Below are 25,009 nucleotides of genomic sequence, written 5' to 3' on the forward strand. Positions count from 1 at the left end.
CCCTGAGTCGCTGGGTGTCTCAGACCTTGGGCCTCCATGGCATCGACGCCAGTCATCTCTGGGCAGCCCCCCCGTCATGACCTCCCGCTGACCGCCTCTGCGCTCCATCATTGGCCCCCAGCCGCACATTCAGTAAGCTTCTGCGGCTAAGCCGCCTGTCGTGCAGGCTTCGTCAGGAATTTTTTTGAGCACCAGCGCAGCCAATCACAACAGCCGGTTTCCCCTGCTCAGCGCGATCGTGCTCGCGCTGGTCGCGGCGGCACTGAATATTGCGCTGTGGTGGGGTGGCAACTATCCGCACGGGCCGGATGACTGGCACGGGAAGATCGGGGGGTTGGCGTTCTCCTCGTTCCAGCGCTACCAGGATCCGACCAAACAGGATTTCCCCAGTGACGATCAGGTCGACCGGGATCTCAAGCTGGTCGCGAAATATACCGACCGCATCAGCACCTACTCGATGCAGGTCAATCCGCAGACCTACCGGCTGGCCCACAAGGAAGGCCTGAAAGTGATGGCGGGGGCGGAAATTGACCGGCGCCTGGCCAACAATGAGCGGGAAATCGAGGTGCTCATTGCGATGGCACGTCGTTTTCCGCAGACGATCGACCGGGTGATCGTGGGCAATGAGGTGTTGTTCCGCAACGATCTCACGCCCGAACAGATGATTGCGTACCTCGACCGGGTGCGTGCCGCCGTGCATCAGCCGGTGTCGATAGCGGAGCCGGATTACATCTGGCTCAAATACCCTGAGCTGGCCGACCACGTCGACTTCATCACTATCCATCTGTTTCCGTTCTGGAACGGCGTGGTGCGCAAGGATGCGGTCGGCCAGGCACTTGGCGCGTATCACAACGTGCAACAACGCTTCCCCGGCAAGCATGTCGTGGTCGGCGAAATCGGCTGGCCGTCGAATGGCGACCGCCGGGAATATGCTGATCCCTCGGTGTCCAACGAGGCGATCTTCGACCGTGACTGGCTCAACGCGGCCAAGGCACAGAACATCGACTACTACCTGTTCGAGGCGTTCGATCAGCCCTGGAAGGAAGCCACGGGTGAAGGTCGCACCGGCGCGTACTGGGGCATCTTCAATGCCGACCGGCAGCTGAAGTTTCCGTTCACCGGGCCGGTGACCGAGGACACCGCCTGGCCGTGGAAAGCGCTGGCCGCCAGCCTGCTGGCGCTGTTGCCGATGATCCTGTTCGCACGCCGCTTCAGCCGCTTCAAGCTGGTCGGGCGGTTCTTCTTCTGCGCGCTGATCCAGCTCGCCTGCGGCCTGATCGTGTGGGCGGCGACGCTACCGTTCAATTTCTACCTGAGCTGGGTCGACTGGACCATGCTCACGCTGCTGTTCCCCGCGCAGATCGCGATCCTGGCGATCCTGCTGATCAACGGCTTCGAGTTCACCGAGGTGCTGTGGCGCCCGAAGTGGATGCGCCATGCCGGGATGCTGCGCCCGGATCACCCGGACCGGCAGCCGTTCGTGTCGATCCACCTGGCCTGCTACAACGAGCCGCCCGAGATGGTCATAGTCACGCTCGACTCGCTGGCCGCGCTCGACTACGAAAATTACGAAGTGCTGGTGATCGACAACAACACCAAGGACCCGGCGGTGTGGCAGCCGGTGCAGGAATACTGCGAGCAGCTGGGCAAGCGTTTCCGCTTCTTCCACCTTGAACCGTGGCCTGGCTACAAGGCCGGCGCGCTGAATTTCGGCCTGAAGGAAACCGCGCCCGAGGCCGACGTGGTGGCGGTGATCGACGCCGACTACGTGGTCCGCCACGATTGGCTGTCCACCCTCACCGGGCATTTCCACGACCCCAAGGTGGCGGTGGTGCAATGCCCGCAGGCGCATCGCGAGTTTGAACACAACACCTTCCGCCGCATGACCGCCTGGGAATACGACGGCTTCTTCCGCATCGGCATGCATCACCGCAACGAACGCAACGCAATCATCCAGCACGGCACCATGACTATGGTCCGGCGCAGCGCGCTGGAGGGCACCGGCGGCTGGTCGGAGTGGACGATCTGCGAGGATGCCGAGCTGGGCCTGCGCCTGATGCATGCCGGTTACGACCTGGTCTATGTCGACGAGCTGATGGGCAAGGGCCTGACCCCGGCCGACTTCAAGGCGTACAAGAGCCAGCGTTACCGCTGGGCTTTCGGCGCGATGCAGATCCTCAAGGGTCGCTGGAGCTGGATGACGAAGAAGGGCCCGCTAAGCGCCGGCCAGCGTTTCCACTTCCTCACCGGCTGGTTCAGCTGGTTCGCCGACGCGCTGCACCTGATCTTCACCTTGATGGCGCTGTTCTGGACCGCGGGCATGGTGGCGTTCCCGCAGTACTTCAGTCTGCCGATGCAGTTGTTCCTGATCCCGGTGATCGGCTTCTTCTTCGCCAAGGCGATCTTCGGCATCGTGCTGTACCGCGCCCGCGTGCCGTGCGGCTGGCGCGACACGCTGATGGCGTCGTTGGCCAGCATGGGCCTGTCGCACGCAATCGCACGCGGCATCCTGCACGGTCTGACCCGAGAGAAGACCTCGTTCGTGGTCACGGCGAAGAGCCGGCGCCTGGGCGGCAGCAACTTCGCCGCGTTCGCCCCGGTGCGCGAGGAGCTGCTGATGGCGATCGCGCTGGCGCTGTGCATTACGGGCATGGCCGGGGCCTTCGGCACGCGCTACATCGAGGGCACGCTGTGGATGATCATCCTGGCGGCCCAGTCGATCCCTTACCTGTCCGCCGTGGCCGGCGCCTGGATCGCGCACCGCGCGGGCGACAAGGCGGGCTGAAATCACGGGCGGGAGCGGCTTCGGCCGCACCCGCGAATCAGCCCTGCGCGCCAGCACCAACGTCGCGGGATCGAGAAAGCTTCATTCGCCGTCAACCCTCGGTTAGGTAAGCTGGCACTCCGCTTCACACCAGCCAAGGACGACCCGCCTCCGCATGTGCCGCCCGCCCCGACACTTGAGTCTGTTGCTGCCGCTGCTGCTGGCCCTGGCATGGCCGGCGCACGCGGGCATGACGCTGCAGGTGGACGGGATCGACGATCCGCTGAAGGCCGCCGTGATCGACCGTGTGGAGCTCTCGCAGTACGCCAGGCGCGATGTCACGGCAGCCCAGGCCACGCGCCTGTACCAACGCGCGCCGGACCAGGCCAGATTGGCCCTGCGACCCTACGGTTATTACGACGCCAGCGTAAGCGGCGACCTCAAGCAGGTGGGCGACGATTGGCAGGTCACCTTGCATGTGAAGCCAGGCGAACCGGTGAAAGTCACCGCGGTCGAGCTGCAGCTGGACAAGACCGCCAGCGACATCCCGCCGATCCGCCGTGCGCGGCGCGCCATCGAGCGACTCAAGGGCAGGACGCAGAACGATGCAGCCTACGACGAAGCACGCGATGCCCTGAGTGCGCAGCTCACCGCCAACGGCTTTCTCGACGCCCGCCTGGTGACGCATCGGGTCGAGGTCAATCGCGGCACCCATAGCGCCGTGATCAAGCTGGCCTGGGACACCGGCCCGCGCTATCGCTATGGCAAGGTGGATTTCGAGGGGTCCCAGTTCAATCCCGGCTTCCTCGACCGCTATGTACCGTTCAAGTCCGGCGACTACTTCTCCCAGGATCAGCTGCTGGCCTTGCAGCAGGCACTGAATGGTGCCGACTACTTCGCCGTGGTCAACGTGTTGCCGGACGTCGATGAGGCGAAAGACGGCGTGGTCGACGTCACCGTGCAACTGGCGCCCGCCAAGCGCACGATCTACACCGGCGGGCCATTCATCGGCACCGACACGGGTTTCGGCGTGCGCGGCGGCGTCGAGCGCCGCTGGACGAACCGGCGCGGGCACAAGTGGAAGAACGAGCTGGTGGTGGCGCAGCGCCTGAAGACGCTGTCGACGCTGTACGTCATCCCGATGCCGGGGCCGCATCAGCGCAGCTACAACTTCGGCGCCAACTTCCGCGACTCTGACACCACCACATCGCAATCGCGCACGCTGGAGCTGGTCGGCAACGAGACTCGCCAATGGCGTGGCTGGACCCGTTCGATCGGCCTGCACGCCTTGTCCGGTACCTTTACCGTGGGCAAGCGTGGCAACGAGCCAAACGACACGCCCGGCATCGAACGCGGGCGCAGCACCGAGGTTTTCGCCGAGGCATCGCTGAGCCGCAAGCAGGCCGACAATCTCAGCTTCGTCCATCGTGGCTGGTCGCTCAACCTGGCCGCGCGCAGCACCGCTGGCACCTTGTTGTCGGATGCCAACTTCAGCCAGGTCACCGCGGATGCGAAGTGGATCCGGGCCTTTGGCGCGAAGCAGCGCAATCGTCTGATCCTGCGCGGCAGTTTCGGCGCGACCTGGACCGACAATTTCTCCGCACTGCCGCCACAACTGCGCTTCTTCGCCGGCGGCGATCGTTCGGTGCGTGGCTATGGCTACCAGTCGATCGGCCCGCGCAACAGCTACGACCGGGTGATCGGCGGGCAGAACCTGTTGGTGTTCAGCACCGAGGTGGAGCACTACTTCACCCGCAACTGGGGCATGGCGGCCTTCGTGGACACCGGCAACGCCTTCACCGGCAAGGACTACCGGCCGAAGATCGGCGCAGGTTTCGGTGTGCGCTGGCGCTCCCCGGTGGGTCTGATCCGCGTCGACTTCGGCACACCGATTCACGACTCGCGCAAACACGGCATCGAGTTGCACCTCGTGATCGGGCCGGATTTGTAGGTTCGGGATTCGGGAAAGGCGGCATGGGCATGAGGCAAACATCAACAGGAGCAGGCTGAATACATGAAGTGGGTCAAGCGCATTGCCATCGCACTCGCTGCGCTGCTGCTGATCGCGGCGGCGGCGCTGTGGTGGCTGCTGGGCAGCCAGGCCGGCATGCGCTTTGCGCTGGCCCGCGCGCAAGCTGCCACGAATGGTGCGCTGCACGTGCAACAGGCGAAGGGACGCCTGATCGGTCCGCTGGACCTCACCGGCGTGCGCTACGACGATGGCAAGGGCATGGTGGCCAAGGTGGCCACGCTGCGCCTGAACCTGCGTTTCTGGCCGTTGCTGGCCCGGCGTGTGCATGTGCTGGCCCTGCGCGCCGATGGCGTCGAGGTCGCCCTGCCCAAGCCGACCGAACAGGACACGAAGGACAACGGCAGCTTCTCGTTGCAGCCGCCAATCGCGCTGATCCTCGATCGCGTGCAGGTCGGCAAGGTGAACGTGACGCAGGCGGGCCAGCCGCTGTTTGCCTCCAGCCAGCTCGACCTCGCGGGCAGCTGGACCTCACGCGGCATCAAGATTCGCAAACTGGTGCTGAAGGCCCCCGATGGCCACGCCGATCTGAACGGCAAACTGGCCATCGGCAAGAATTATCGCGGACAGGCCACTGCGGCGTTCGCGTGGAAAATCGACGGTACGCAGTACGCCGGCAGTCTCGATGCGAACAGCAACGGCAAGCAGGCGCAGCTTGATCTCAAGCTCACCGCGCCGACGGCGATGCAACTGCAACTGAACCTCACCCAGCGCGGCGACTATGCATGGACAGGCACGCTCGACGCGCCGCGTTTCGATCCCGCGCCGCTGCTCGGGCCCGGCTCGCTGAAGACAGTCGCCATCGCCGTGCAAGGACACGGTGACCGCTACGGCGGCACGCTCGAAGGCCGGCTCGATCTCAACGACTACCAGTTGCTGCTGCAACCGCTGCGCGCGCAGTTCGGTCACGACTACCAGACCCTGACCCTGCAGCAGCTCAAGCTTGGCTCGCCGCAGATCAAGGGCACGCTTGAAGCGAATGGCACCGTGCAACTTGCCGCCACCCCGGTCAGCGCGGCGCTGAACATCCACTGGAACGATCTGCAGCTGCCGGCAGACCTGACCGGCCAGGCACTGGCCAGTGAGGGGCAAGTCAAGGCAAGCGGCAGCGCTGCCAGATACCACGCCGAAGGCAAGCTCGGGATCGGTCCGCCCGGAAAACTGGCGCAACTGGCGTTGAACCTCGACGGCACCACGCAGCAGGTCATCCTGCATGCACTGAGCATGACGCAGGCCCGAGGCAAGCTGCAGGCCCATGGCACACTGACCCTGCAACCCGCGCGTGCCTGGCAGGGCGAGGCCAGCGCAGACAAATTCGACCCCGGTCAGTTGTTTGCCGGCTGGAACGGCGCGCTGGATTTCGACATCGCCAGCCAGGGCAGCGTAGCCAAAGGCGGTCCCGATGCCACGCTGGAGATTCACGAGCTCGGCGGCAAACTGCGTGATCGCGCGGTCAGCGGCAGTGGCAAACTGCACCTGTCACCAAACAAGGTCCTCGACGGTCAGCTGGATATCGCCTCCGGCGGCAGCACGGTGAGGCTGATCGCCCGACCCGGGGCCAGCAATGACGCTGAACTTCAGCTCGCCCTCGCCTCGCTCGGCGACTGGCTGCCGAACGCCGGCGGCCGTCTGGACGGCCATTTCCGGATCCGCGGCGTGGCGCCGAGACTCAGCGTCAATGGCCAGCTGCACGGCCAGGCCCTGAGCTGGCAGCAGCAGAAGGCTGACACCTTGCGACTGATCGTCGGCATTCCCGACATCAGTCATCCGTCCGGCAAACTGGATCTGCAAACTGGCAATGTCTACTTGCAGGGCTTGCTGTTTCAACACATCAATCTGCTTGCCGAGGGCAGCCGGGGCGACCATCGCGTGAGCGTGGACGCGCGCGGCAGTCAGATCTCGGGCGAACTGGATTTGCACGGTGCCCTGAAGGGTTCGCATTGGACCGGCACGCTCTCCACGCTCAATCTCGAACCCCAGGGCATGCCGGGCTGGCGCCTGCAAAAACCAACCCAACTCGCTTACCGGGACGGCGCGATGAGCCTGTCCGAACTGTGCCTAAGCGCCGGCGACCCGCTGCTTTGCGTCAGCGCCCGACAGGACAAGCCCGGCAACCTCGACGCCAGCTATCGGCTGCAGGCCCTGCCGCTGGCCCTGCTGCTTAACGCAGCCGGCGAGGCCGACCTGCCACTGCGCGCCGACGGCAATATCGAAGGCGAGGGCAAGATTCGTCGCAGCGCAGCCGGCGCGCTGAGTGGCCATGCGTCCATTACTTCCGCGCGAGGGACGATCACCTACACCGACGACGCGCACGCGCCGCTGCTGCGCTACGACCAGTTGCGACTGAATGCGGACCTTGCGCCCGGCCGCCAGGAAATAGAATTGCATGCCGGGCTCGACGATGGCGGAAGCATCGACGGTCAGGCCAGCATCACCGGCGCACAACAGACGCTGGATGGGCAGCTCGAGCTTCACTTGAAGAGTCTCGCCTTCGTCGAGTTGTTCAGCCACGAGGTTGCCAATGTCAGCGGTGGCATCGACGGCAGTTTCCAGTTTGGTGGCAGCCTGGATCAACCGGCCGTCACCGGCCAGGCCGAGGTTCGCGACTTTGCCGCCGAAATACCCGCCGCCGGCCTCAAGTTGCGCGAGGGCCAGCTCGCGCTCAGCACCGCCGACGCACGCCAGTTCCAGATCCGCGGCAGCGTGCAGTCAGGCAAGGGCAAGCTGGCGGTAACCGGGGTCGCCGGCCTGGGCAGCGGCGCGCAGACGCAGTTGACCATTACCGGCAGCCAGTTCACCGCCGCCGACATTCCTGCCGCCAGCGTGGTGATCTCGCCCGACCTGACCGTGAGACAGGATGCGTCCGGCATCGATATCGGTGGTTCGGTCAGCCTCGATCGCGCACGGATCAATGTCGACAAACTGCCCGGCGCGGGCGCCACCGACGCCTCACCGGACGTGGTGGTGGTGGATGAGAAACAGCAGGAGGCGGCCAGAAAATTGCCGCTGGTCGCACGCGTGAAAGTCGATCTGGGTGAGAACACCCACGTCACCGGGATGGGTCTGGATGGTCGGGTCAGCGGCGTGCTGACGGTCAGCGAGAAGCCGGGCAGGGCCACCACCGGACAAGGGCAGATCGCGGTGAACGGTACCTACCGCGCCTACGGCCAGGATCTCAAGATCCAGCGCGGGCAGTTGCTGTTCGCCAGCACACCGATCGACAACCCCGGCCTCAACATCCGCGCCATACGCAAGCTCAACCCCAATGCCACCATCGACGAGGGGCAGGAAGTGGGCCTGTACGTCTCCGGCACGGCGCAGCGCCCGATCCTCACGGTGTTTTCCAATCCGGTGATGGAACAGTCCGACGCGTTGTCCTACCTGATCACCGGCAAACCCCTGTCAGAGGTAAAGGGCGGCGAAGGCAGCATGGTCAGCGCCGCCGCCCAGGCACTGGGCTCGGCCGCGGGCGATTTGCTGGCCAAGCGGATCGGCTCCAAGATCGGTGTCGACGATATTGGCGTTTCCAGCAACGAAGCACTGGGCGGCAACTCCGCCTTTACCGTCGGCAAATACCTTTCGCCACGGCTGTACCTCAGCTACGGCGTGGGCCTGTTCGAGCCCGGCGAGGTCATCACCTTGCGTTACCGCTTGAGCAAGCGCTGGAACCTGGAAGCCCAGCAAGCGACCGAATTCAGTCGCGCCAGCTTGAACTATCGGCTGGAGAAATAGCGGTCGCACTCGCTACCTGGGCGCCAGCCTTCTAGAATGTCCAGTTCGCAGCAGCTCTTGCCACCTTGCCCCGGGAAGCCATGCGCCTCTACCTGCAAACCGTGCCCGGCAGTGCCGATGCACCACGTTATGTCCAGATCACGCTGGAGCAGGATCTGCTCGGCGGCTGGACGCTGTATCGCGAATCGGGCACGCAGGGCGGCCGCGCCACGATGAAGCGCGAACAATTCCTGGAGCGCGAAGCCGCGATCGCCGCCTTCGAGAAGACCCGCGACGCCCAGCTCAAGCGTGGTTTCCGCGTGATGTTCGCCCAGGGCCAGGACGGTCCGTACGGCCGCTGACACCTCCCCGACCAGTTGACAGACATGCCCGACACCTTGAAGAACGACCGTTTTCTGCGCGCCCTGCGCCGCGAGCCGACCGATACCACGCCCATCTGGGTGATGCGCCAGGCCGGTCGCTATCTGCCCGAGTACCGCGCCACCCGCGAACGCGCCGGCAACTTCATGGGCTTGGCGCAAAACCCCGAATACGCCTGCGAGGTGACCCTGCAGCCGCTGGAGCGCTTCGAGCTCGATGCCGCGATCTTGTTCTCGGACATTCTCACCATCCCCGACGCGATGGGGCTGGGACTGTCCTTCGCGCAGGGCGAGGGCCCGCAATTCGCCCGTCCCGTGCGCAGCGCCGCCGACATCGTGAAACTCGCCGTGCCGGACATGGACGGCGAACTGCGCTACGTCATGGATGCCGTGCGACTGATCCGCCAGGAATTGCACGGCCGCGTGCCGCTGATCGGCTTCTCCGGCAGCCCGTGGACGCTGGCGTGCTACATGGTCGAAGGCCACGGTTCGCGTGATTTCGCCACGCTCAAGGCGATGTGCTGGGATCAGCCCAGGCTCGCCCACCAGCTGCTGGACACGCTGGCGCAGGCGGTGGCTGCTTACCTGATCGCCCAGGCCGCCGCTGGCGCGCAGGCCCTGATGATCTTCGATACCTGGGGAGGATTGCTCGGCCCGGCGCCGTTCCGCGAATTCTCGTTGCGCAGCATGGCGCAGATCGTGGCCGCGCTGAACGCCGACCCGGCATCGCGTGACCTGCCGGTAATCCTGTTTTCCAAGGGCGCTGGCGCACACCTGGCGGCACTGGCCGACACTGGCTGCGCCGGCCTCGGCGTGGACTGGACCATCAACCTGGCCGATGCCCGCGTCGCCGTGGCCGATCGCGTTGCGTTGCAGGGGAACCTGGACCCCTCGATCCTGCGCGCGGGCGCCGACGTGATCCGCCGGGAGGCCCGCGCGGTGATGGACAGCTACGGCAATCATCCCGGCCATGTCTTCAACCTGGGGCACGGCATCACGCCAGAGGTGGATCCCGAACACGTCAAGCTGCTGGTCGACGAAGTGCATGCCTACGGACGAATCCTGCGCGGCTGACGGAAACCTGCCCACCAGCACCCTGCCGCCGTCCACTCAGGCATGCGTTTCGGGTGATGCATCTGCAATCGACTTGTTCCCAGACATTGATCCACGCCATCCCATGTGGGACTGTTGGACACTAAAGGGAAGTGGGTCCCAGCCGATAATCATGATTGCGTACACCTTGAATGCCTCCGGATGGCGCCTTCGCAGCGGACGTCACGGGGGGCGACCGCGGCTGTGTCCAGCCACGCGCGACACGAGTTGACCTGGAGCCGGCGCGTAGTTCCAACTTCAAGTCAAATGATCGACAACCCAGGCTGCGATGCATGAAAGCCATAGAACAACTGCAACTCAGCGGTGGCCTGCCCAGCCCGAAGGGAGTGGCGCTGGCGATCATGCAGATCAGCCGTCGCGACGATGCAACGCTGGAGGAAATCAGCCGCCTGGTCCAGACGGACCCCGTCACCTCCGGCCGCCTGCTGCACATGGCCAATGCCGCAAATCTCGCGGCGCGCCCGATTGCCAGCGTGCCCGATGCCATCATCCGTCTTGGCCTGGCCGCCGTGCGCCAGCTCGCCATGGGGTTTTCGCTGGTCGACCAGTATCGCGCCGGCGCATGCAAGGCATTCGACTATTCGCGATTCTGGTCCCATTCCCTGCTGATGGCCGTGGCCATGCAGGAGCTTGGCAAGCGCGTTCGCACGGCGCCCCCGGATGAACTGTTCGCCTGCGGGCTGCTGGCACGCATCGGCTACCTGGCGTTGGCCACGCTCTATCCCGAGGAGTACGCCCGTTTCCTGGAGGAACCCGGTGATCACACCGTGGAGCGGGAGCGCGAACGCCTGCATATGGACCACAACGAGCTGACCTCGGCGATCCTGCACGATTGCGGCATTCCCAACGATCTGGCCGAGCCGGTGTTCTTCCATGAAACGCCCGAATCATCGGGGTTTGCCGAGGGCTCCAGGCCGCACCAGCTTGCCCACCTGTTCCATCAGGCAAAGCGTCTGGCCGACTTGAGCCTGGCCCCACCGGATGAACGCCACCAGCACATTGCCGAGTTGATGCTGCTGGGTGGAAAGGTTGGTCTGGATGCCGACGAGCTGTGCACCTTGATCGATCAGATCCACGCGCGCTGGCACGACTGGAGCAAGCTGCTGAACGTTCCGGACAGCGCTTTACCCCCGTTTGCCGAAAGCATGCCGCCGCAGGGCGAGATTCCATCCAACTCGGTGACTGCAGACGCGACGAAGGTGCTGTGGATCGCCAACGCACCACCCGTCAGGTCGATGCTGGAGGAAACCCTGGGCGCCATACCCGAGCAAAGCCTGCACTCGGCGAAGGATGGCGAGGAAGGTCTTGCGCTGGCATTGCAACTGATGCCGCAAATCGTGATCGTGGACGCACGCATGCCGGGCATGGATGGCTGGGCATTTTGCCGTGCCCTTCGCCAGACTTCGTGGGGGCAATCGATCTACCTGATCATGCTGGCCAGCATGAACAGCGCGGCCGAGATCAATCAGGCCACCGAGTGCCGCATCAACGATTGCGTCAGTCCGTCCAACGCGCCCCAATTGCTGCCACTGCGGATGATCGCGGCAAAGCAATACGTGAAATTGCTGAGCCATTGGGAACAGGATCGCGCCCAACTCAAGCGGTTTTCGGCGGCGCTGGCGATCAGCAATCGCAAACTGCAGCGCTATGCGCTCGTCGATCAGCTCACCGGGCTGCAAAATCGGCGTGCCGGCATGGAGTCGCTGACCCAGGCCTGGAGCGTGTCCGAACGTTCGGGCGAGCCGGTGACGATGATGATGATCGACATCGACAAGTTCAAGGAGGTCAATGACTCCCATGGGCACGCCGTGGGTGACAAGGTGCTGATCGAAGTGGCGGCAACCATACGCGCATCAGCCCGGAAGGAAGATGCCGTATGCCGCATGGGTGGCGAGGAGTTTCTGGTCATCTGCCGCAACGCCGATCTCGCATCCTCGCTTCACGCTGCGGAACGCCTGCGCAAAGCGGTATCCAAGCTGAGGGTAAACATCGAGAACAAACAACTCGGCGTCACGATCAGCATCGGGATTGCTTCCAGGGAAGCGGAGATGTCCGACCCGGGCAGTCTGGTCAACGCCGCCGACAAGGCGCTCTACGCCGCCAAGTCGAAAGGCCGCAATCGCAGTTGTCACTTCCGTGACGGCAAGGTGCACTTCGACGAATGAGCTGGCACGCGCCGCGCACCGATCCGGAACGCGGAGTATTGAGTTTCAGACGGCGTGACGATCGAGCTCAGGGCTTGCCGGCAAACGCGTGATCCAGCCAGTCGTGCATCAGTCGGTAGCTGCGTGCGGAGGCCGGCGCGTCATAACGGCAGCCAGGCGAATGCTCATCGACCTCGGTGAAGCAATGCACCGCGTGGCCGATCACCACGAATTCCCAGTCGGCCGGGCTCAGGCGCATCTCGTCCATGAACTTGCCGGCATCGGGCATGGTGCCCTTGTCGTCGGCACCATTCATCGCCAGCACCCGGGCCTTGATGTGCCTTGCCAGAGCAGGATCGTCGGTGCCAAGCCCACCATGGAACGACACCACCGCGGCGACATCGGCGCCACTGCGCGCGAGGTCAAGCACCGCCGAGCCGCCGAAACAGAAACCGATGGCGGCCAGTCTCGACACGTCGATCGGCGCAGCGCCTGCCTGCGCCTTCAGCTGCGCCAGCGCGGCGTCGATCCGCTGGCGCATCAGCGCGCGATCCCCGTACAGCGGCGTCACCGCCGCCCGCGCCTGCGCGGCATTGCCCGGCTCCGGGCGCACCTTCGCGCCGTACATGTCGGTGAGCAGGATCACGTAATCCTTGCCGGCAATCATTTCGGCCTTCTTCACCGCCGCCTGGTTGACGCCGTACCAGTTCGGCACCATCAGCAGACCGGGCCGTTTGGCCGAGCTGGCATCGTCGTACACCAGCACGCTGTGGAAGGTCGTGCCACCCAGCGTCCATTCGACGGGGTGGTGCACCATTTTCGCCTGGAGCGTGAAACTGGAACCGGCGAGCAACAACAGACAGCAGAGTCGGGCGATACGCATGACAGTGTCCTCCGGATGATGTGATAGCTCCACGCCATGCGCGGAGCGGCGAATCAGAGTCCTGCGGCGTGTTCCGACAGGCGTCGCTTCAAGGGCGACAGCCGATCGAGCAGGCGCACGCCAAGCCCACGCGCGGCGACCAGCGGCGGCGACTGCCAGGCATAGATCCGCGCCAGCGCATCGAAGCCCAGCGCATCCAGCGTGTCGGCGCTGCGGCGACGGCGCGCGTAGCGACGCAATACGTGGGCAGCTCCGATGTCGGCGCCGGCCTGGCGCGCTGCCATCAAGACATCGCGCAGCTCGACGACATCACGCAGGCCAAGGTTCACGCCCTGCCCCGCCAACGGGTGTACCGCGTGCGCCGCGTCTCCGAGCAGGACCAGGCGCTCGGCCTGGTAGCGCTCGGCCAACTGCAACTTCAGCGGGAACGCGGCACGCGGCGTGGTGGTGGTGATCCGGCCCAGGCGGAAATCAGTGGCCACGCCCAGTGCGTTGCAAAACGCCTGGTCATCCAGCGCCAGCACGCGCTGCGCTTCGGCCTCCGGCAGCGACCACACCAGCGAGCAGCGGCCGTCTGCCAGCGGCAACAGCGCCACCGGTCCGGTGCACAGAAAACGCTGCCACGCGGTGTCTTGATGCGGCCGTTCGGTACCCACATGCGCCACCACGCCGCGTTGCGCATAGTCGCGCCCACGGGTCCGGATGCCGGCCAGCTGACGCAGCGGCGAACCGGCACCATCGGCCGCCACCAGCAGTGCCGCCGACAAGGTTTCGCCGTCGGCCAGATTCAATTGAATGCGATCCTCGCGCGTCTCGAACCCGGTCACCTCGGCCGGACAGAGGCGTTGCACGCCGGCATCTTCCAACGCCTGCCACAGCGTCCACTGCACCAGATTGTTCTCGACGATGTAACCCAGCGCATCGCGACCGTCGCTGGTCGCATCAAAGTCGATCGACGCGCCGCTCTCCGCATCCCACACGTGCATGTGCCGGTAGAGCCCGGCACGGGCCGCATGAATCGATCGCCACACGCCGAGTTCGTCGAGCAGGGCCAGCGACGACGGCGCCAATCCGACCACGCGCAGATCGACTTCATCATCGGCGTACCACGCCGCCGGTGAACGCGCTTCGAGCAGGGCCACGCCGAGTCCGGCGCGCGCCAGCGCGAGAGCTGTGGCCGCACCGACCATGCCACCGCCAACGACGGCTACATCCAGCGCCGGCGGGCGACGACGCGCTGAGACTTCGCCACGGGTTGCGTTCATGGCACGCGCTCCATCACCGCCAGCGGCGGCTCGCCGCGGAAACCCATGCCGCGACGTGCCAACGCGTGCTGCAGCGGCGGCAGCCGGTCACAGGCAAGTAGCGCCAGCGAGCGCAGTGGCGCCAGCAGCGGTTGCGCCAGACAAGCCAGCTGCACCAGGCCGTGACTCATCGCCATGGTGCCCTCGCGATCCGGTGCGCGCCGGGTCGCATAGTCGGCCAGCATCGCGGTGTCACCCGGGTCGGCGCCCGCGGCAACCAGTTCGGCCAGGGTCAGCGCATCGCGAAGACCGAGATTGAAGCCCTGCGCTCCGATCGGGTGGACGGTCTGGGCCGCGTTGCCGACCAGCACGGCGCGCGGCGCGGTGATGTGCGTGGCAGCCACCCGATGGATGGCGTAAGGGTGACGCTTGCCGGGCCGCTCCAGCCGACCCAGGCGCCAGCCGAAGCGACGCTGTGCCAGTGCAAGGAAGCTGTCGTCATCCAGGTCGGCCACCGCCTCGGCTTCGTCGGCGGCGACCGTGAGGACCAGACCGCAGCGCCGCTCGGCCAGCGGCAACAACGCCACCGGCCCCGCATCGGCGAAGCGCTCCCACGCGCGGTTGGCATGGGCTCGCTCCGGCGTGACGGTGCAGACGAACAAGGTCTGCCGGTAGTCATGCCGCTCGGCCGCAATGCCCAGCGCGCCGCGCACGAACGATTCGCTGCCATCGGCGCCAACCAGCAGCGCCGTGTCGATACAGCGCTCGCCCTCCGTGGTCCGGATGCGAGCGCGCCAGCCATCCGACAACGGTTCGATCGCTGCCAGCGTGGCCGGCGCCAGGCGGGTCAAGCGGGTGCACTCATCGAGCCGGCGCAACAGCGCTGCGCCCAGCTCGCGTGCGGGCAGGGTCCAGCCCAAGGCATCGACACCCTGTTTGCGTGCATCCATCCGCGCACTGCCAAATTCGCCGGCGCGGCTGACGTGTATATGGCGAATCGGTGTGGCCGTCGCGCGGGCATGACGCCAGACGCCAATCGACTCCAGACCGTTGACGCTGGCACGGGCCAGCGCCAGGTTGCGCTCGTCGTAGCTGGGCTGGGCACCGGCGCGTGGCGCGGCGGTTTCGACCAGGGTAGCGGCGATGCCGGCGGCATCCAGCGCGATCGCCAGACTGGCACCGACCAGGCCGCCGCCAATGATCAGGACACCGGAAATATCGCCAGCAGGGGGTCGGGATGCGCTCATCCGCGCATGATACGCGGTCGCGTCGGGTGGGTCGCCCCGGGTTGAGCTAAACTGGCGATCTATCCTGCATGCCCCCAAGGAGCTCCACATGGCCAAGACCCCCACCCAACGGCTGGGCATTTTCGCGCTGCTTGCCCTGGTGATGGCAGCCACCCGCCTGCACCATTTTGACGCCCTGCCGGATGCTTCCTGGGGTGTGTTGTTCCTGGCTGGCTTCTGGTTGCGCGGTTCGGCGCGCTGGGCTTTCCCGTTGCTGGTTGCCGAAGCGGTGCTGGTGGATTTCTTCGTGATCACTGGCGCAGGGCTCAATTTCTGGAGTCACTATTGCGTGTCGCCGGCATACTGGTTCCTGCCGGCATATTTCGGTGCGCTGTGGCTGGGCGGCAGCTGGCTGGCCAAGCACCAGCTGGGCCTGCGCATGCCGACCCTGGGTCTGGCGGCGGTAGCGCTGGTGGTCAGCGAGACCGTGTCGTACCTGATTTCCAACGGCAGTTTCTACTGGCTCAGCGACTCCGTGCCGCTGCCGCGCAGTTTTGGCAGCTGGTTCGTCAACCTGGGCGACTGGTACCTGCCCTTCCTCGCCACCACTGCGCTGTATGTCGGCATCGGCGCCGTGCTGCATGTGGCCGTGAGCGTACTGCTGCGCAGCCTGCGTGAATCGCGCCGGCCGAGCCTGAACCACTGAGCCGTCGCGATGGGCAACCGGCTCTCGAAGATCTACACCCGCACCGGTGACGATGGCAGCACCGGGCTTGGTGACGGCTCGCGGGTCGGCAAGGATTCGCTGCGAGTCAACGCCTACGGCACGGTGGACGAACTCAACAGCACGATCGGCATGGTGCTGGCCGCCGACGGTGTCAGCGACGAAGTGCGCGAGGCGCTGACCCAGGTGCAACACGACTTGTTCGACCTGGGTGGCGAGCTGTGCATTCCCGGCATGGTGATGGTCAACGACAGCGACATCGACCGGCTCGAACAGATCCTCGACAAGCTCAACGAGCCACTGCCGCCGCTGAAGGAGTTCATCCTGCCGGGTGGCGGCATGGCCGCTGCGTGCGGCCACCTGGCGCGTACGGTATGCCGCCGCGCCGAACGGGCGGTGATCGCGCTGTCGCGCGAGGAAGAACTCCGCCCGCAGCCGCAGCGCTACCTCAATCGCCTGTCCGACCTGCTATTCGTGATTTCGCGCGTGCTGGCGCGGGCCAGTGGCCACGGCGAAGTGCTGTGGCAGCACGAGCGCCGCCCCAAGCCCAAGCCGTCCACCTGAGTCGCGACATGCTGCGGCTATACACGCACCCGGCTTGCCTGCAGCATGACCCTGGTCCCGGGCATGCCGAGCAGCCGGCACGCTTGCGCGCGGTGCTGCAGGCGCTCGATCGGGATCAGTTCCGCGCCCTCGACCGCATCGAGGCACCGCGGGCGACGCGCGAGCAGTTGCTGCGCGCGCATGGCACCGCCCACGTCGAACGCATCCTGGACAGCGCGCCCGCAGCGGGCGAAACCTGCCAGCTGGATGCCGACACGATCATGTCATCGGGTTCACTCGAGGCTGCATTGCGCGCCGCCGGCGCGGTGGTCGCCGCCGTCGACATGGTGCTCGCCGGCACTGCCCAGCGCGCCTTCTGCGCGGTGCGCCCGCCGGGCCACCACGCCACCGCCGATCAGGCCATGGGGTTTTGCCTGTTCAACAGCATCGCAGTCGGCGCCGCGCACGCGCTCGCCGCACATGGCCTCAAGCGCGTCGCGATCGCCGACTTCGACGTGCACCACGGCAACGGCACCCAGGCCATCTTCGAGCACGAGCCACGCGTGCTGTTTGCATCCAGCCACCAGTCGCCGCTGTATCCGGGCACGGGCAGCGAGGACGAATCCGGGGTCGGCAACATCGTCAACGGAACCCTCTCGCCTGGCGCGGGCTCGCACGAATTCCGCGAACTGTGGGACAACGTGCTGCTGCCGCGACTGGATGCCTTCAAGCCGCAACTGGTACTGGTCTCGGCGGGATTCGATGCTCACCGCAACGACCCCCTGGCCGACATCCGGCTCGGTGACGCGGACTATGCCTGGATCACCGAACGCCTGCTCGCGGTAGCCGAATGCCATGCCGGCGGACGCCTGGTGTCGACCCTGGAAGGCGGCTACGACCTCGCCGCCCTGACCAGCAGCACCACCGCCCACGTCCAGGCTTTAATAGAGTAAAGGCCCGCGCGCCGCGCGCTCGTTCGCCTCCTCTCCCTGTGGCGACCGAAGGGAGTCCCCCTGCGGGAAGGTGAGGGGCCGTGCAAAATCCGGCAGACACGTGGACAAGACCGGCCATTCGCCAGATTGCCCCGACCAAGCGCGTACAGCCATATTCTCGACCTCGGTCCCTCGCTCCGACCACCGAAGTGCGTCTCCACCTACCTTCGCACCCTCTCCCGCGACACCGAAATGACCAAGCGATCTGACCACGCGGCCAACCCCGCTGAAGGCACAAACGCATCCAGCGCCGCGTTTCTGCTAGCGTAACCAACCTCTGAAGCCGGCAGATTTCTTCCGTGACATCCAAGTTTCCCCCGCGCCGCCTGCTGGCGGTTGCCGCCGCTCTTGCCTTGATTGGCGGCCAGGCCAGCGCCAGGTCTGGCAGTCGCCATGCGCAGCCCCCGGTGAACGATGCCGGGCAGACCTGCCCGTTGGGCTCGTTCCATTGCCCGCCGCGACCGGCCAATTACGCGATGTGCCGACCGAATGCCTTGCTGGACTTCTATGACCCGACCCTGGGCAAGGACGTCAGCTTGCGTGACACCAGCCCGGCGTACGTCGACGCCAGGCACGTCGACAGTTCCGACCAGTCGGTCTATCACCTGTCCGGCAACGTCCTGATGCAGCGCGCGGACCAGAAGCTGCAGGCCGACACGCTCGACTACAACGACACCACCACGGATTACGACGCGCGCGGCAACGTGCGCTATCAGGAGGCGGACCAACTGCTGGCCGCCTCGCACCTGCAGGGAAACAGCAACGCCAGCCGGGGTGTCGCCGACGACGTGCGCTACCAGATGCTCAAGTCGCGCGGCAACGGCGTCGCCAGGCAGGGCCACATGCTGGACGCCGAACATACGCGTTATTCGATGGCGACCTATTCCACCTGCGATGTGGGCCACCACGTGTGGGAATTCCGCGCCAAGTCGATCAGCATCGACAAGACCAAGGGCGTGGGCGTGGCGCGCGACGCCACCATGCGCATCGGCAAGGTGCCCTTCCTGTACCTGCCCTACTTCAGTTTTCCGACCGACGACCGGCGCAAGAGCGGCTTCCTCTATCCCACCATCGGCAACACCAGCCGCTCCGGCTTCGAGATCAGCACGCCGTACTACCTGAACCTGGCGCCCAATTATGACGCCACGCTCGACCCGCGCTACTACAGCGACCGCGGCGCCATGCTGGGCGGCGAGTTCCGCTACCTGCTACCGGGCACGAGCGGGCAGCTCAACGTGGAATACGTGCCAACGGATCACGGCGCCAACGATGGCCTGACCGATACGCGGGGAAAGTCGCGCTATCTGGTGAACCTCGCCGACACTACGAACCTGTGGAGTGGATGGCGCTTCACCGGCGCCTACAACCACGTTTCGGACAACAGCTACCTTTACGATTACGGCAACGCGTTGTCGAGAAATCCGGTGTATCTGCTCAGCTCAGGCGCAGCCATCATCGGCAGCGGCAAGTGGTGGAGCGCGTCACTCGGAGCCACCACTTACGAAAACACGAATCCGTTCAGCACCGATGCCTCCTTGCCGTACCGGCAGTTGCCTTACGCCACGTTCGATCTGGACGTGCCACTCAACCGCTGGCTCGAGGCTGGCGTGAACACGAGTGCCGTCATGTTTCGCAAGCGCGGGTACGTCGAAGGGCAGCGCGAGGACCTGTATCCGTACCTGAGCGCCGATTTCGGCAGTTCTGCATGGTTCCTGCGTCCAAGGCTCGCCTGGCGTTACACCACCTACGAACTGAGTGACGGGTACCAGAGCCACGGTTACACCGAGAAGTCGCCCAGCCGTTCACTGCCGATCGTCAGCCTCGACACCGGGCTGGTGTTCGACCGCAACACCTCGCTGTTCGGCAGCGACTATACGCAGACCCTGGAGCCGCGCCTGTACTACCTGTACGTGCCGTATCGCAACCAGGACAATCTGCCGCTGTTCGATACCAACCTGATGTCGTTCGATTACTGGCAACTGTTCTCGACCAACCAGTTCTCGGGCGCCGACCGGCAAATGGATGCGAATAACCTCACCGCGGCATTGACGACACGGCTGCTTGACGATGGTGGCGTCGAACGGGTCTCGGCCAGCATCGGCCAGGTTCACTATTTCAGCCGGCAAAGAGTGCTCGGCACCGACTGGACCGGTTCGGCCTACGTGGCCCAGCTCGACGTGCAGCTCAATGATCGCTGGCGGCTGAACAGCTCCTACCAGTGGAGCCCCAACAGCCGGCACGTCGAAATGGCAACCCTGGGCGCCCAGTATCGCCTCGGCGTCGACGGCATCCTCAATTTCTCCTATCACTACCGACGCGGCCGACTGGAACAATACAGCGCATCGGCGGTCTATCCGCTGTCAGGCAACTGGCGTTTGTTCGGTGCCTGGGCATTTGCCCCGGCCATCAAGAACTCCTACCAGCTGCCAACCGGCACCGTGGATGCCCTGCTCGGCGTGGAATACGACAGTTGCTGCGTCACGCTGCGGCTGGTCGACCGGAATTACGTGAACCAATCCTACTACGGCACCACTCCCTCACTACCAGGCGGCAACACCAATCGACGCGACAATGCCATCATGTTTGAAGTGGTGTTCAAGGGGCTGGGTTCCACCGGCGGCCAGATCGACCCACTGCTGCGCCGTGATATTCTCGGCTATCAATAACGAAATCGCTCCGGCGACCCAGGTTTTCCCACTGATGAAGCAATTTCTTGCGCCCCTCCTGCTCGCTTTCGCGATCACGCTCCCCGCCCATGCGCAGCTGCTCCAGTCCGGAGCCCCTGCCAACCAGATGCTGGATCGCATTGTCGCCGTGGTGAATGACGACGTGATCCTGCAGAGCGATCTGGACGAATCCGTGCAGGCCATCCAGCAACAGTACGCCGGTCAGGCCGATAAGCTGCCACCGATGAACGTGTTGAAGCGCCAGCTCCTCAATCGGCTCATCCTAATGCACCTGCAGGTGCAGAAGGCGCAGGAACAGGGCATCACCGTTTCCAATGCGGATGTCGACCGCGCGATCCAGGGCGTGGCGCAGCAGAACAAGATGACACCCGAACAGTTGCGCGCGGCGGTGCAGCAGCAAGGCTCCAGTTTTGCGGCCTTCCGCCAGCAACTGGCCGACCAGATCACCGTACAACGCTTGCACCAGAGCGTTGTACAGAGTTCAGTGTCAGTAACCGACACCGAAATCGACAACCTGCTCAGCAGCCCGACCTACAAGGCCGGTGAAGTGCATCTGGCGCATATCCAGATCACCATCCCCAGTGGTGCCGACGCCGCCGCGATCCAGGCCAGTCAGGCCAAGGCCGAACAGGCGCTGGCCGCGATCAATGGGGGCATGGACTTCAACGCCGCCGCCATCCGCTACTCCGATGCACCCGATGCCCTCGATGGCGGTGACCTCGGCTGGCGTCGCATGGACGAGATCCCGGCAGCCTTCGCCGACATCGTCGAAAAGATGAAGCCCGGCCAGGTCAGCCCGGCCATGCGCGGTCCCACCGGCTTCCACATCATCAAGTTGATCGGCGAGCGCAAGGGTGACCGCAAGATGGTCACGGAAGTCCATGCGCGGCAGATCCTGATCAAGCCGAGTGCGCTGCTGACCTCGGCCCAGGCACAGAAGAAGGCTCAGGACCTGTATAACCGGATCGTCGACAAGCACGAGGATTTCGCCACGTTGGCCAAGGAGTACTCCAAGGACGACACCACCGCGAACCTGGGCGGCGACATGGGCTGGTTCAAGCCCGATGCTTGGGGGCAGGCCATCGCCGGCAAGCTCGCCGAGCTGAAGGACGGTCAGGTGTCGCAGCCGTTCCAAACCGAGGCCGGCTGGCACATCCTGAAGCGGCTCGGAGAGCGGCAGAGCGACCAGACCGTGGAGATCGAGCGCAACGAGGCGCGCCAGACGATCGGCAACCGCAAGGCCGAGCAGGTCTACGACGACTTCCTGCGCGACCTGCGTTCCAACGCCTACATCCATATCCTGGTGCCGGACCTGCGCGAAGCGGACAAATCGTCCGCCGACGGCATCACCTCCCAGGCTGGCTGAGCGCCATGTCGCTGGCCCGGCTCGCGGTCACTGCGGGCGAGCCTGCGGGCATCGGTCCGGAACTGCTGATCCGGCTGGCGACCACGCCACTGGCAGCGACCCTGGTAGCGATTACCGATCGCCAGCTGTTGCAACGCGCGGCCACACGTTGCGCCGCAAGCATCAAGCTGATCGACGACGATGGCACGCGGGAGGAAAGCCGCCCGTCCGGCACGCTGCGCGTGCAGCATGTACCGCTGGCGGTGGCCGAGGTGCCCGGCCAACCCGATCCACGCAACGCGCCGCATGTGCTGGCTACGCTTGCCACGGCCGCGGACGGCTGCATGTCCGGTCGCTACGACGCCGTGGTTACCGCGCCGCTGCAGAAGTCCTCGATCAACGACGCAGGGATTCCGTTCAGCGGGCACACCGAGTTTTTTGCCGCCCGCGCGCAGAGCGACGTCGTGATGATGCTGGCCAGCCCGGAGTTGCGGGTCGCACTGGCCACCACCCACCTGCCGCTGTCCGCCGTGCCTGCAGCCATCACGCCCGCGGCGCTGACCCGCGTGCTGCGCATCGTGCATGCGGAACTGCGTGACAAGTTCGGTTTGGCCGAGCCGCGCATTGCGGTCCTCGGCCTCAACCCGCACGCCGGCGAAGGCGGCCATCTGGGGCATGAGGAAATGGACACCATCATCCCCACCCTCGACGCCCTGCGCGCCGATGGTCTGCACCTGCTCGGTCCGCTGCCCGCCGACACCGCCTTCGTACCCGCGCAGCGCGCCCGCTACGATGCGGTACTGGCGATGTACCACGACCAGGCCCTGCCGGTACTGAAGAGCGAGGCGTTCGACCGCACCGTCAACCTGACCCTCGGCCTGCCATTCATCCGTACCTCGGTCGACCATGGCACCGCGCTCGATCTCGCGGGCACCGGTCGGGCCGATCCCGCCAGCCTGATCGCCGCCGCCAAGCTCGCCTTGTCCCTGGTCAAAGAGCGAGAAGTGAGTGCAGAGGAGTGAGATGTGAGTAAAAGCCGCCAACTCGCTACTCTCACCCCTCACTCCTCTGCACTTACTCCTGCCCCATGAACGCTCGCCCCAAGAAAAGCTTCGGCCAGCACTTTCTGCACGATCGTCATTACATCGACAGCATCGTCAGCGCGATCGCCCCCCGCAGCGAGGACTTTCTGCTGGAGATCGGTCCGGGCGAAGGCGCGCTGACCCTGCCGCTGCTGGCCGCGGCCGGCAAGCTCACGGCGATCGAACTCGACACCGACCTGATTCCCGACCTGCGTGCCCGTGCCGCCAGGCTGGGCGAGCTGAACGTGGTCCACGCCGATGTGCTGAAGGTGGACTTCAGCGCCATGGCGCACAGCCACGGTGTGCCGCGCCTGCGCATCGCAGGCAATCTGCCCTACTACATCTCCAGCCCGATCCTGTTCCACTGCGTCGAACACGCCGCAGCCATCCAGGACATGCACTTCATGCTGCAGAAGGAAGTGGTCGATCGCATGGCTGCGGTGCCGGGCAGCAAGGTCTACGGGCGACTGTCCGTGATGCTGCAGCTGGCGTGCCGGGTCGAGCCCTTGTTTGACGTGCCGCCCGAAGCGTTCCGGCCACCGCCGAAGGTGGAGTCCGCCGTGGTGCGACTGGTGCCACTGGCACCGCATGAATTGCATGACGCACGACCGGAACACGTCTACGCGGTGGTCAAGGCCGCCTTCGGGCAACGGCGCAAGACCCTCTCCAACGCGCTCAAGCAGTTGCTGGACAGTGAAGCGATACGACGGGCCGACGTCGACCCCCGCGCACGCGCCGAGACGCTTGCGCCGGCCGACTTCGTGCGCCTGGCTAAGGTCTATTCCAGTCTCGGATGAATGCCTGGCATTCGCGCCCGCACCGCCCCATTCGCGGCGGCAAGCCGTACAATCCGCACATGACTGAAGAATCCCCCTACACGATCGACGTGCAGGTTCAAACCCGTTTCGTCCCCGATCAATCCAAACCCGGTGACAATCGCTACGTTTTCGCCTACACCATCACCCTGCGCAATGCCGGCAAGCTCCCCGCGCGCCTGCTCACCCGTCGCTGGCTGATCACCGACGCCAACGGCAAGGTCGAGGAAGTCACCGGCGAAGGCGTGGTCGGCGAACAACCATGGATGCGTCCGGGCGACGATTTCGAGTACACCTCCGGGGCCGTGCTGGAAACCTCGGTAGGAACCATGGGCGGCAGTTACCAGATGCTGGCCGATGACGGCACCGAGTTCGACGCGCCGATTCCGACCTTCACCCTGTCCATTCCGCGTACGCTGCATTGAGGGATCTGCGCTGACATGGGTACGTACGCGATAGGCGACGTGCAGGGCTGCTATCCGGAACTGCAGCGTCTGCTGGAAAAGCTGCGCTTCGATCCCGTGCAGGACCGGTTGTGGTTCTGCGGCGACCTCGTCAATCGCGGCGGCCAGTCGCTGGAGACGCTGCGCCTGATCCACGAACTGCGCGAGTCAACCGTCATCACGCTGGGCAACCACGACCTCAGCCTGCTGGCGATCGCGCAGCGCAAGCCCGATGCCCAGGCGCGGGTGAACCCCGAACTGCGCGAGGTCCTGTTCGCCAGCGACGCGCCGGTCCTGTTCGAATGGTTGCGCTCACAGAAGCTGCTGCACCACGACGAGCAGCTCGGCTGGACCATGGTGCATGCCGGGCTGGCGCCGATGTGGACGCTGCGCCAGGCCCTGCGGGCCGCGCAGGATGTCGAGCGGGAGCTGTCCAGCCCGCGTCACCCACGCCTGCTGCGCAACCTGTTCGGCAACCGGCCAGCGCAGTGGTCCAATCGCCTGCAGGGCATGGACCGCTACCGCGCCACCATCAACACCATGACGCGCATGCGCTATTGCGATGTCAACGGTCGCATCGACTTCGATGCCAAGGGTGTGCCCGGCACGCAGAAGCCGGGGCTGTATCCGTGGTTCGCGGTACCAGGCATGCGGCGGCGCGATCTCCGCATCGTCAGCGGCCATTGGTCCGCGCTGGGGCGCTTCGCCGGGCTGGGCGTGCACGCCATCGACACCGGCTGCGTCTGGGGCGGCAAACTCACTGCGTTGCGACTGGACAGCGAAGAGCTGCAATACATCACGGTCGACGCCGAGCCGCACCGCAAGCGTCCACCCGGCGGCGGCGACTGATCAAGGCAAGAGTGAGGGAAGAGGAGTGAGAAGTG

18 protein-coding genes are annotated in these 25,009 nt (G+C 65.3%); 15 read left to right on the forward strand and 3 right to left on the reverse strand.

Annotation, left to right across the window (positions count from 1 at the left end; all coding sequences use genetic code 11):
- Positions 1 to 184 precede the first annotated feature (184 nt).
- The 6 genes from AC0L58_RS13200 to AC0L58_RS13225 all read left to right on the forward strand — a co-directional run bounded on the left by AC0L58_RS13200 (position 185) and on the right by AC0L58_RS13225 (position 12,162).
- Complete coding sequence (locus AC0L58_RS13200; protein ID WP_473684118.1) at positions 185 to 2,785, forward strand: glycosyltransferase family 2 protein; 2,601 nt, start codon at positions 185 to 187, stop codon at positions 2,783 to 2,785.
- Between the two features lie 154 nt (positions 2,786 to 2,939).
- Complete coding sequence (locus AC0L58_RS13205; protein ID WP_473684120.1) at positions 2,940 to 4,715, forward strand: autotransporter assembly complex protein TamA; 1,776 nt, start codon at positions 2,940 to 2,942, stop codon at positions 4,713 to 4,715.
- Positions 4,716 to 4,778: 63 nt separating this feature from the next.
- On the forward strand, positions 4,779 to 8,525 hold the full coding sequence (locus tag AC0L58_RS13210) for a translocation/assembly module TamB domain-containing protein (protein ID WP_473684122.1): 3,747 nt from the start codon (positions 4,779 to 4,781) through the stop codon (positions 8,523 to 8,525).
- 80 nt (positions 8,526 to 8,605) lie between these two features.
- Positions 8,606 to 8,866: a WGR domain-containing protein gene (locus tag AC0L58_RS13215; RefSeq protein ID WP_473684124.1), complete on the forward strand. Its 261-nt coding sequence runs from the start codon at positions 8,606 to 8,608 to the stop codon at positions 8,864 to 8,866.
- Positions 8,867 to 8,890: 24 nt separating this feature from the next.
- On the forward strand, positions 8,891 to 9,958 hold the full coding sequence (gene hemE, locus AC0L58_RS13220; protein ID WP_473684126.1) for a uroporphyrinogen decarboxylase: 1,068 nt from the start codon (positions 8,891 to 8,893) through the stop codon (positions 9,956 to 9,958).
- A gap of 311 nt (positions 9,959 to 10,269) precedes the next feature.
- On the forward strand, positions 10,270 to 12,162 hold the full coding sequence (locus AC0L58_RS13225) for a GGDEF domain-containing response regulator (protein ID WP_473684128.1): 1,893 nt from the start codon (positions 10,270 to 10,272) through the stop codon (positions 12,160 to 12,162).
- A gap of 67 nt (positions 12,163 to 12,229) precedes the next feature.
- Here AC0L58_RS13225 and AC0L58_RS13230 read toward each other — a convergent pair whose 3' ends face one another.
- Genes AC0L58_RS13230 through ubiH form a run of 3 tightly spaced genes read right to left on the reverse strand, consistent with a single transcriptional unit; the run spans position 12,230 to position 15,515 of the window.
- The gene (locus tag AC0L58_RS13230) at positions 12,230 to 13,024 is read right to left on the reverse strand and encodes a dienelactone hydrolase family protein (protein WP_473684130.1); all 795 of its coding nucleotides are present in this window, start codon (positions 13,022 to 13,024) and stop codon (positions 12,230 to 12,232) included.
- 53 nt (positions 13,025 to 13,077) lie between these two features.
- Positions 13,078 to 14,289, reverse strand: coding sequence for a UbiH/UbiF/VisC/COQ6 family ubiquinone biosynthesis hydroxylase (locus AC0L58_RS13235; protein ID WP_473684132.1), 1,212 nt, complete (start codon positions 14,287 to 14,289; stop codon positions 13,078 to 13,080).
- Positions 14,286 to 15,515, reverse strand: coding sequence for a 2-octaprenyl-6-methoxyphenyl hydroxylase (ubiH, locus tag AC0L58_RS13240; RefSeq protein ID WP_473684134.1), 1,230 nt, complete (start codon positions 15,513 to 15,515; stop codon positions 14,286 to 14,288). Before ubiH ends, AC0L58_RS13235 begins: the two co-directional genes overlap by 4 nt.
- 88 nt (positions 15,516 to 15,603) lie before the next feature.
- Here ubiH and AC0L58_RS13245 point away from each other — a divergent pair, with 88 nt between their 5' ends.
- From AC0L58_RS13245 to AC0L58_RS13285, 9 genes are all read left to right on the forward strand, one after another.
- Complete coding sequence (locus AC0L58_RS13245) at positions 15,604 to 16,200, forward strand: hypothetical protein (protein WP_473684136.1); 597 nt, start codon at positions 15,604 to 15,606, stop codon at positions 16,198 to 16,200.
- A gap of 9 nt (positions 16,201 to 16,209) precedes the next feature.
- Positions 16,210 to 16,782, forward strand: coding sequence for a cob(I)yrinic acid a,c-diamide adenosyltransferase (locus AC0L58_RS13250; RefSeq protein WP_473684138.1), 573 nt, complete (start codon positions 16,210 to 16,212; stop codon positions 16,780 to 16,782).
- An 8-nt stretch (positions 16,783 to 16,790) separates the two neighbouring features.
- Positions 16,791 to 17,714: a histone deacetylase family protein gene (locus AC0L58_RS13255; RefSeq protein WP_473684140.1), complete on the forward strand. Its 924-nt coding sequence runs from the start codon at positions 16,791 to 16,793 to the stop codon at positions 17,712 to 17,714.
- A 338-nt stretch (positions 17,715 to 18,052) separates the two neighbouring features.
- Entirely contained in the window at positions 18,053 to 20,419 is a 2,367-nt protein-coding gene (locus tag AC0L58_RS13260; protein ID WP_473684142.1) for an LPS-assembly protein LptD, read from the forward strand.
- A gap of 34 nt (positions 20,420 to 20,453) precedes the next feature.
- Complete coding sequence (locus AC0L58_RS13265; protein WP_473684144.1) at positions 20,454 to 21,806, forward strand: peptidylprolyl isomerase; 1,353 nt, start codon at positions 20,454 to 20,456, stop codon at positions 21,804 to 21,806.
- Positions 21,807 to 21,811: 5 nt separating this feature from the next.
- Complete coding sequence (pdxA, locus tag AC0L58_RS13270; protein ID WP_473684146.1) at positions 21,812 to 22,807, forward strand: 4-hydroxythreonine-4-phosphate dehydrogenase PdxA; 996 nt, start codon at positions 21,812 to 21,814, stop codon at positions 22,805 to 22,807.
- Positions 22,808 to 22,872: 65 nt separating this feature from the next.
- A complete protein-coding gene (gene rsmA, locus AC0L58_RS13275; RefSeq protein WP_473684148.1) occupies positions 22,873 to 23,664 on the forward strand; it encodes a 16S rRNA (adenine(1518)-N(6)/adenine(1519)-N(6))-dimethyltransferase RsmA in 792 nt (263 codons plus the stop codon).
- Positions 23,665 to 23,723: 59 nt separating this feature from the next.
- Positions 23,724 to 24,107 (forward strand): Co2+/Mg2+ efflux protein ApaG, encoded by a 384-nt coding sequence (gene apaG, locus AC0L58_RS13280; protein ID WP_473684150.1) that lies wholly within the window; start codon positions 23,724 to 23,726, stop codon positions 24,105 to 24,107.
- 15 nt (positions 24,108 to 24,122) lie between these two features.
- Positions 24,123 to 24,974: a symmetrical bis(5'-nucleosyl)-tetraphosphatase gene (locus tag AC0L58_RS13285; protein ID WP_473684152.1), complete on the forward strand. Its 852-nt coding sequence runs from the start codon at positions 24,123 to 24,125 to the stop codon at positions 24,972 to 24,974.
- Positions 24,975 to 25,009: the final 35 nt, after the last annotated feature.

The sequence above is a fragment of the Rhodanobacter sp. G2-10 genome (assembly GCF_055809185.1).

Coding starts and splice junctions, on each gene's coding strand:
- pdxA (WP_473684146.1), top strand. CDS start 21,812: ATGTCGCTGGCCCGGCTCGCGGTCACTGCGGGCGAGCCTGCGGGCATC.
- ubiH (WP_473684134.1), bottom strand. CDS start 15,515: ATGAGCGCATCCCGACCCCCTGCTGGCGATATTTCCGGTGTCCTGATC.
- hemE (WP_473684126.1), top strand. CDS start 8,891: ATGCCCGACACCTTGAAGAACGACCGTTTTCTGCGCGCCCTGCGCCGC.
- rsmA (WP_473684148.1), top strand. CDS start 22,873: ATGAACGCTCGCCCCAAGAAAAGCTTCGGCCAGCACTTTCTGCACGAT.
- AC0L58_RS13250 (WP_473684138.1), top strand. CDS start 16,210: ATGGGCAACCGGCTCTCGAAGATCTACACCCGCACCGGTGACGATGGC.
- AC0L58_RS13235 (WP_473684132.1), bottom strand. CDS start 14,289: ATGAACGCAACCCGTGGCGAAGTCTCAGCGCGTCGTCGCCCGCCGGCG.
- AC0L58_RS13225 (WP_473684128.1), top strand. CDS start 10,270: ATGAAAGCCATAGAACAACTGCAACTCAGCGGTGGCCTGCCCAGCCCG.
- AC0L58_RS13265 (WP_473684144.1), top strand. CDS start 20,454: ATGAAGCAATTTCTTGCGCCCCTCCTGCTCGCTTTCGCGATCACGCTC.
- apaG (WP_473684150.1), top strand. CDS start 23,724: ATGACTGAAGAATCCCCCTACACGATCGACGTGCAGGTTCAAACCCGT.
- AC0L58_RS13210 (WP_473684122.1), top strand. CDS start 4,779: ATGAAGTGGGTCAAGCGCATTGCCATCGCACTCGCTGCGCTGCTGCTG.
- AC0L58_RS13245 (WP_473684136.1), top strand. CDS start 15,604: ATGGCCAAGACCCCCACCCAACGGCTGGGCATTTTCGCGCTGCTTGCC.
- AC0L58_RS13285 (WP_473684152.1), top strand. CDS start 24,123: ATGGGTACGTACGCGATAGGCGACGTGCAGGGCTGCTATCCGGAACTG.
- AC0L58_RS13215 (WP_473684124.1), top strand. CDS start 8,606: ATGCGCCTCTACCTGCAAACCGTGCCCGGCAGTGCCGATGCACCACGT.
- AC0L58_RS13255 (WP_473684140.1), top strand. CDS start 16,791: ATGCTGCGGCTATACACGCACCCGGCTTGCCTGCAGCATGACCCTGGT.
- AC0L58_RS13205 (WP_473684120.1), top strand. CDS start 2,940: ATGTGCCGCCCGCCCCGACACTTGAGTCTGTTGCTGCCGCTGCTGCTG.
- AC0L58_RS13230 (WP_473684130.1), bottom strand. CDS start 13,024: ATGCGTATCGCCCGACTCTGCTGTCTGTTGTTGCTCGCCGGTTCCAGT.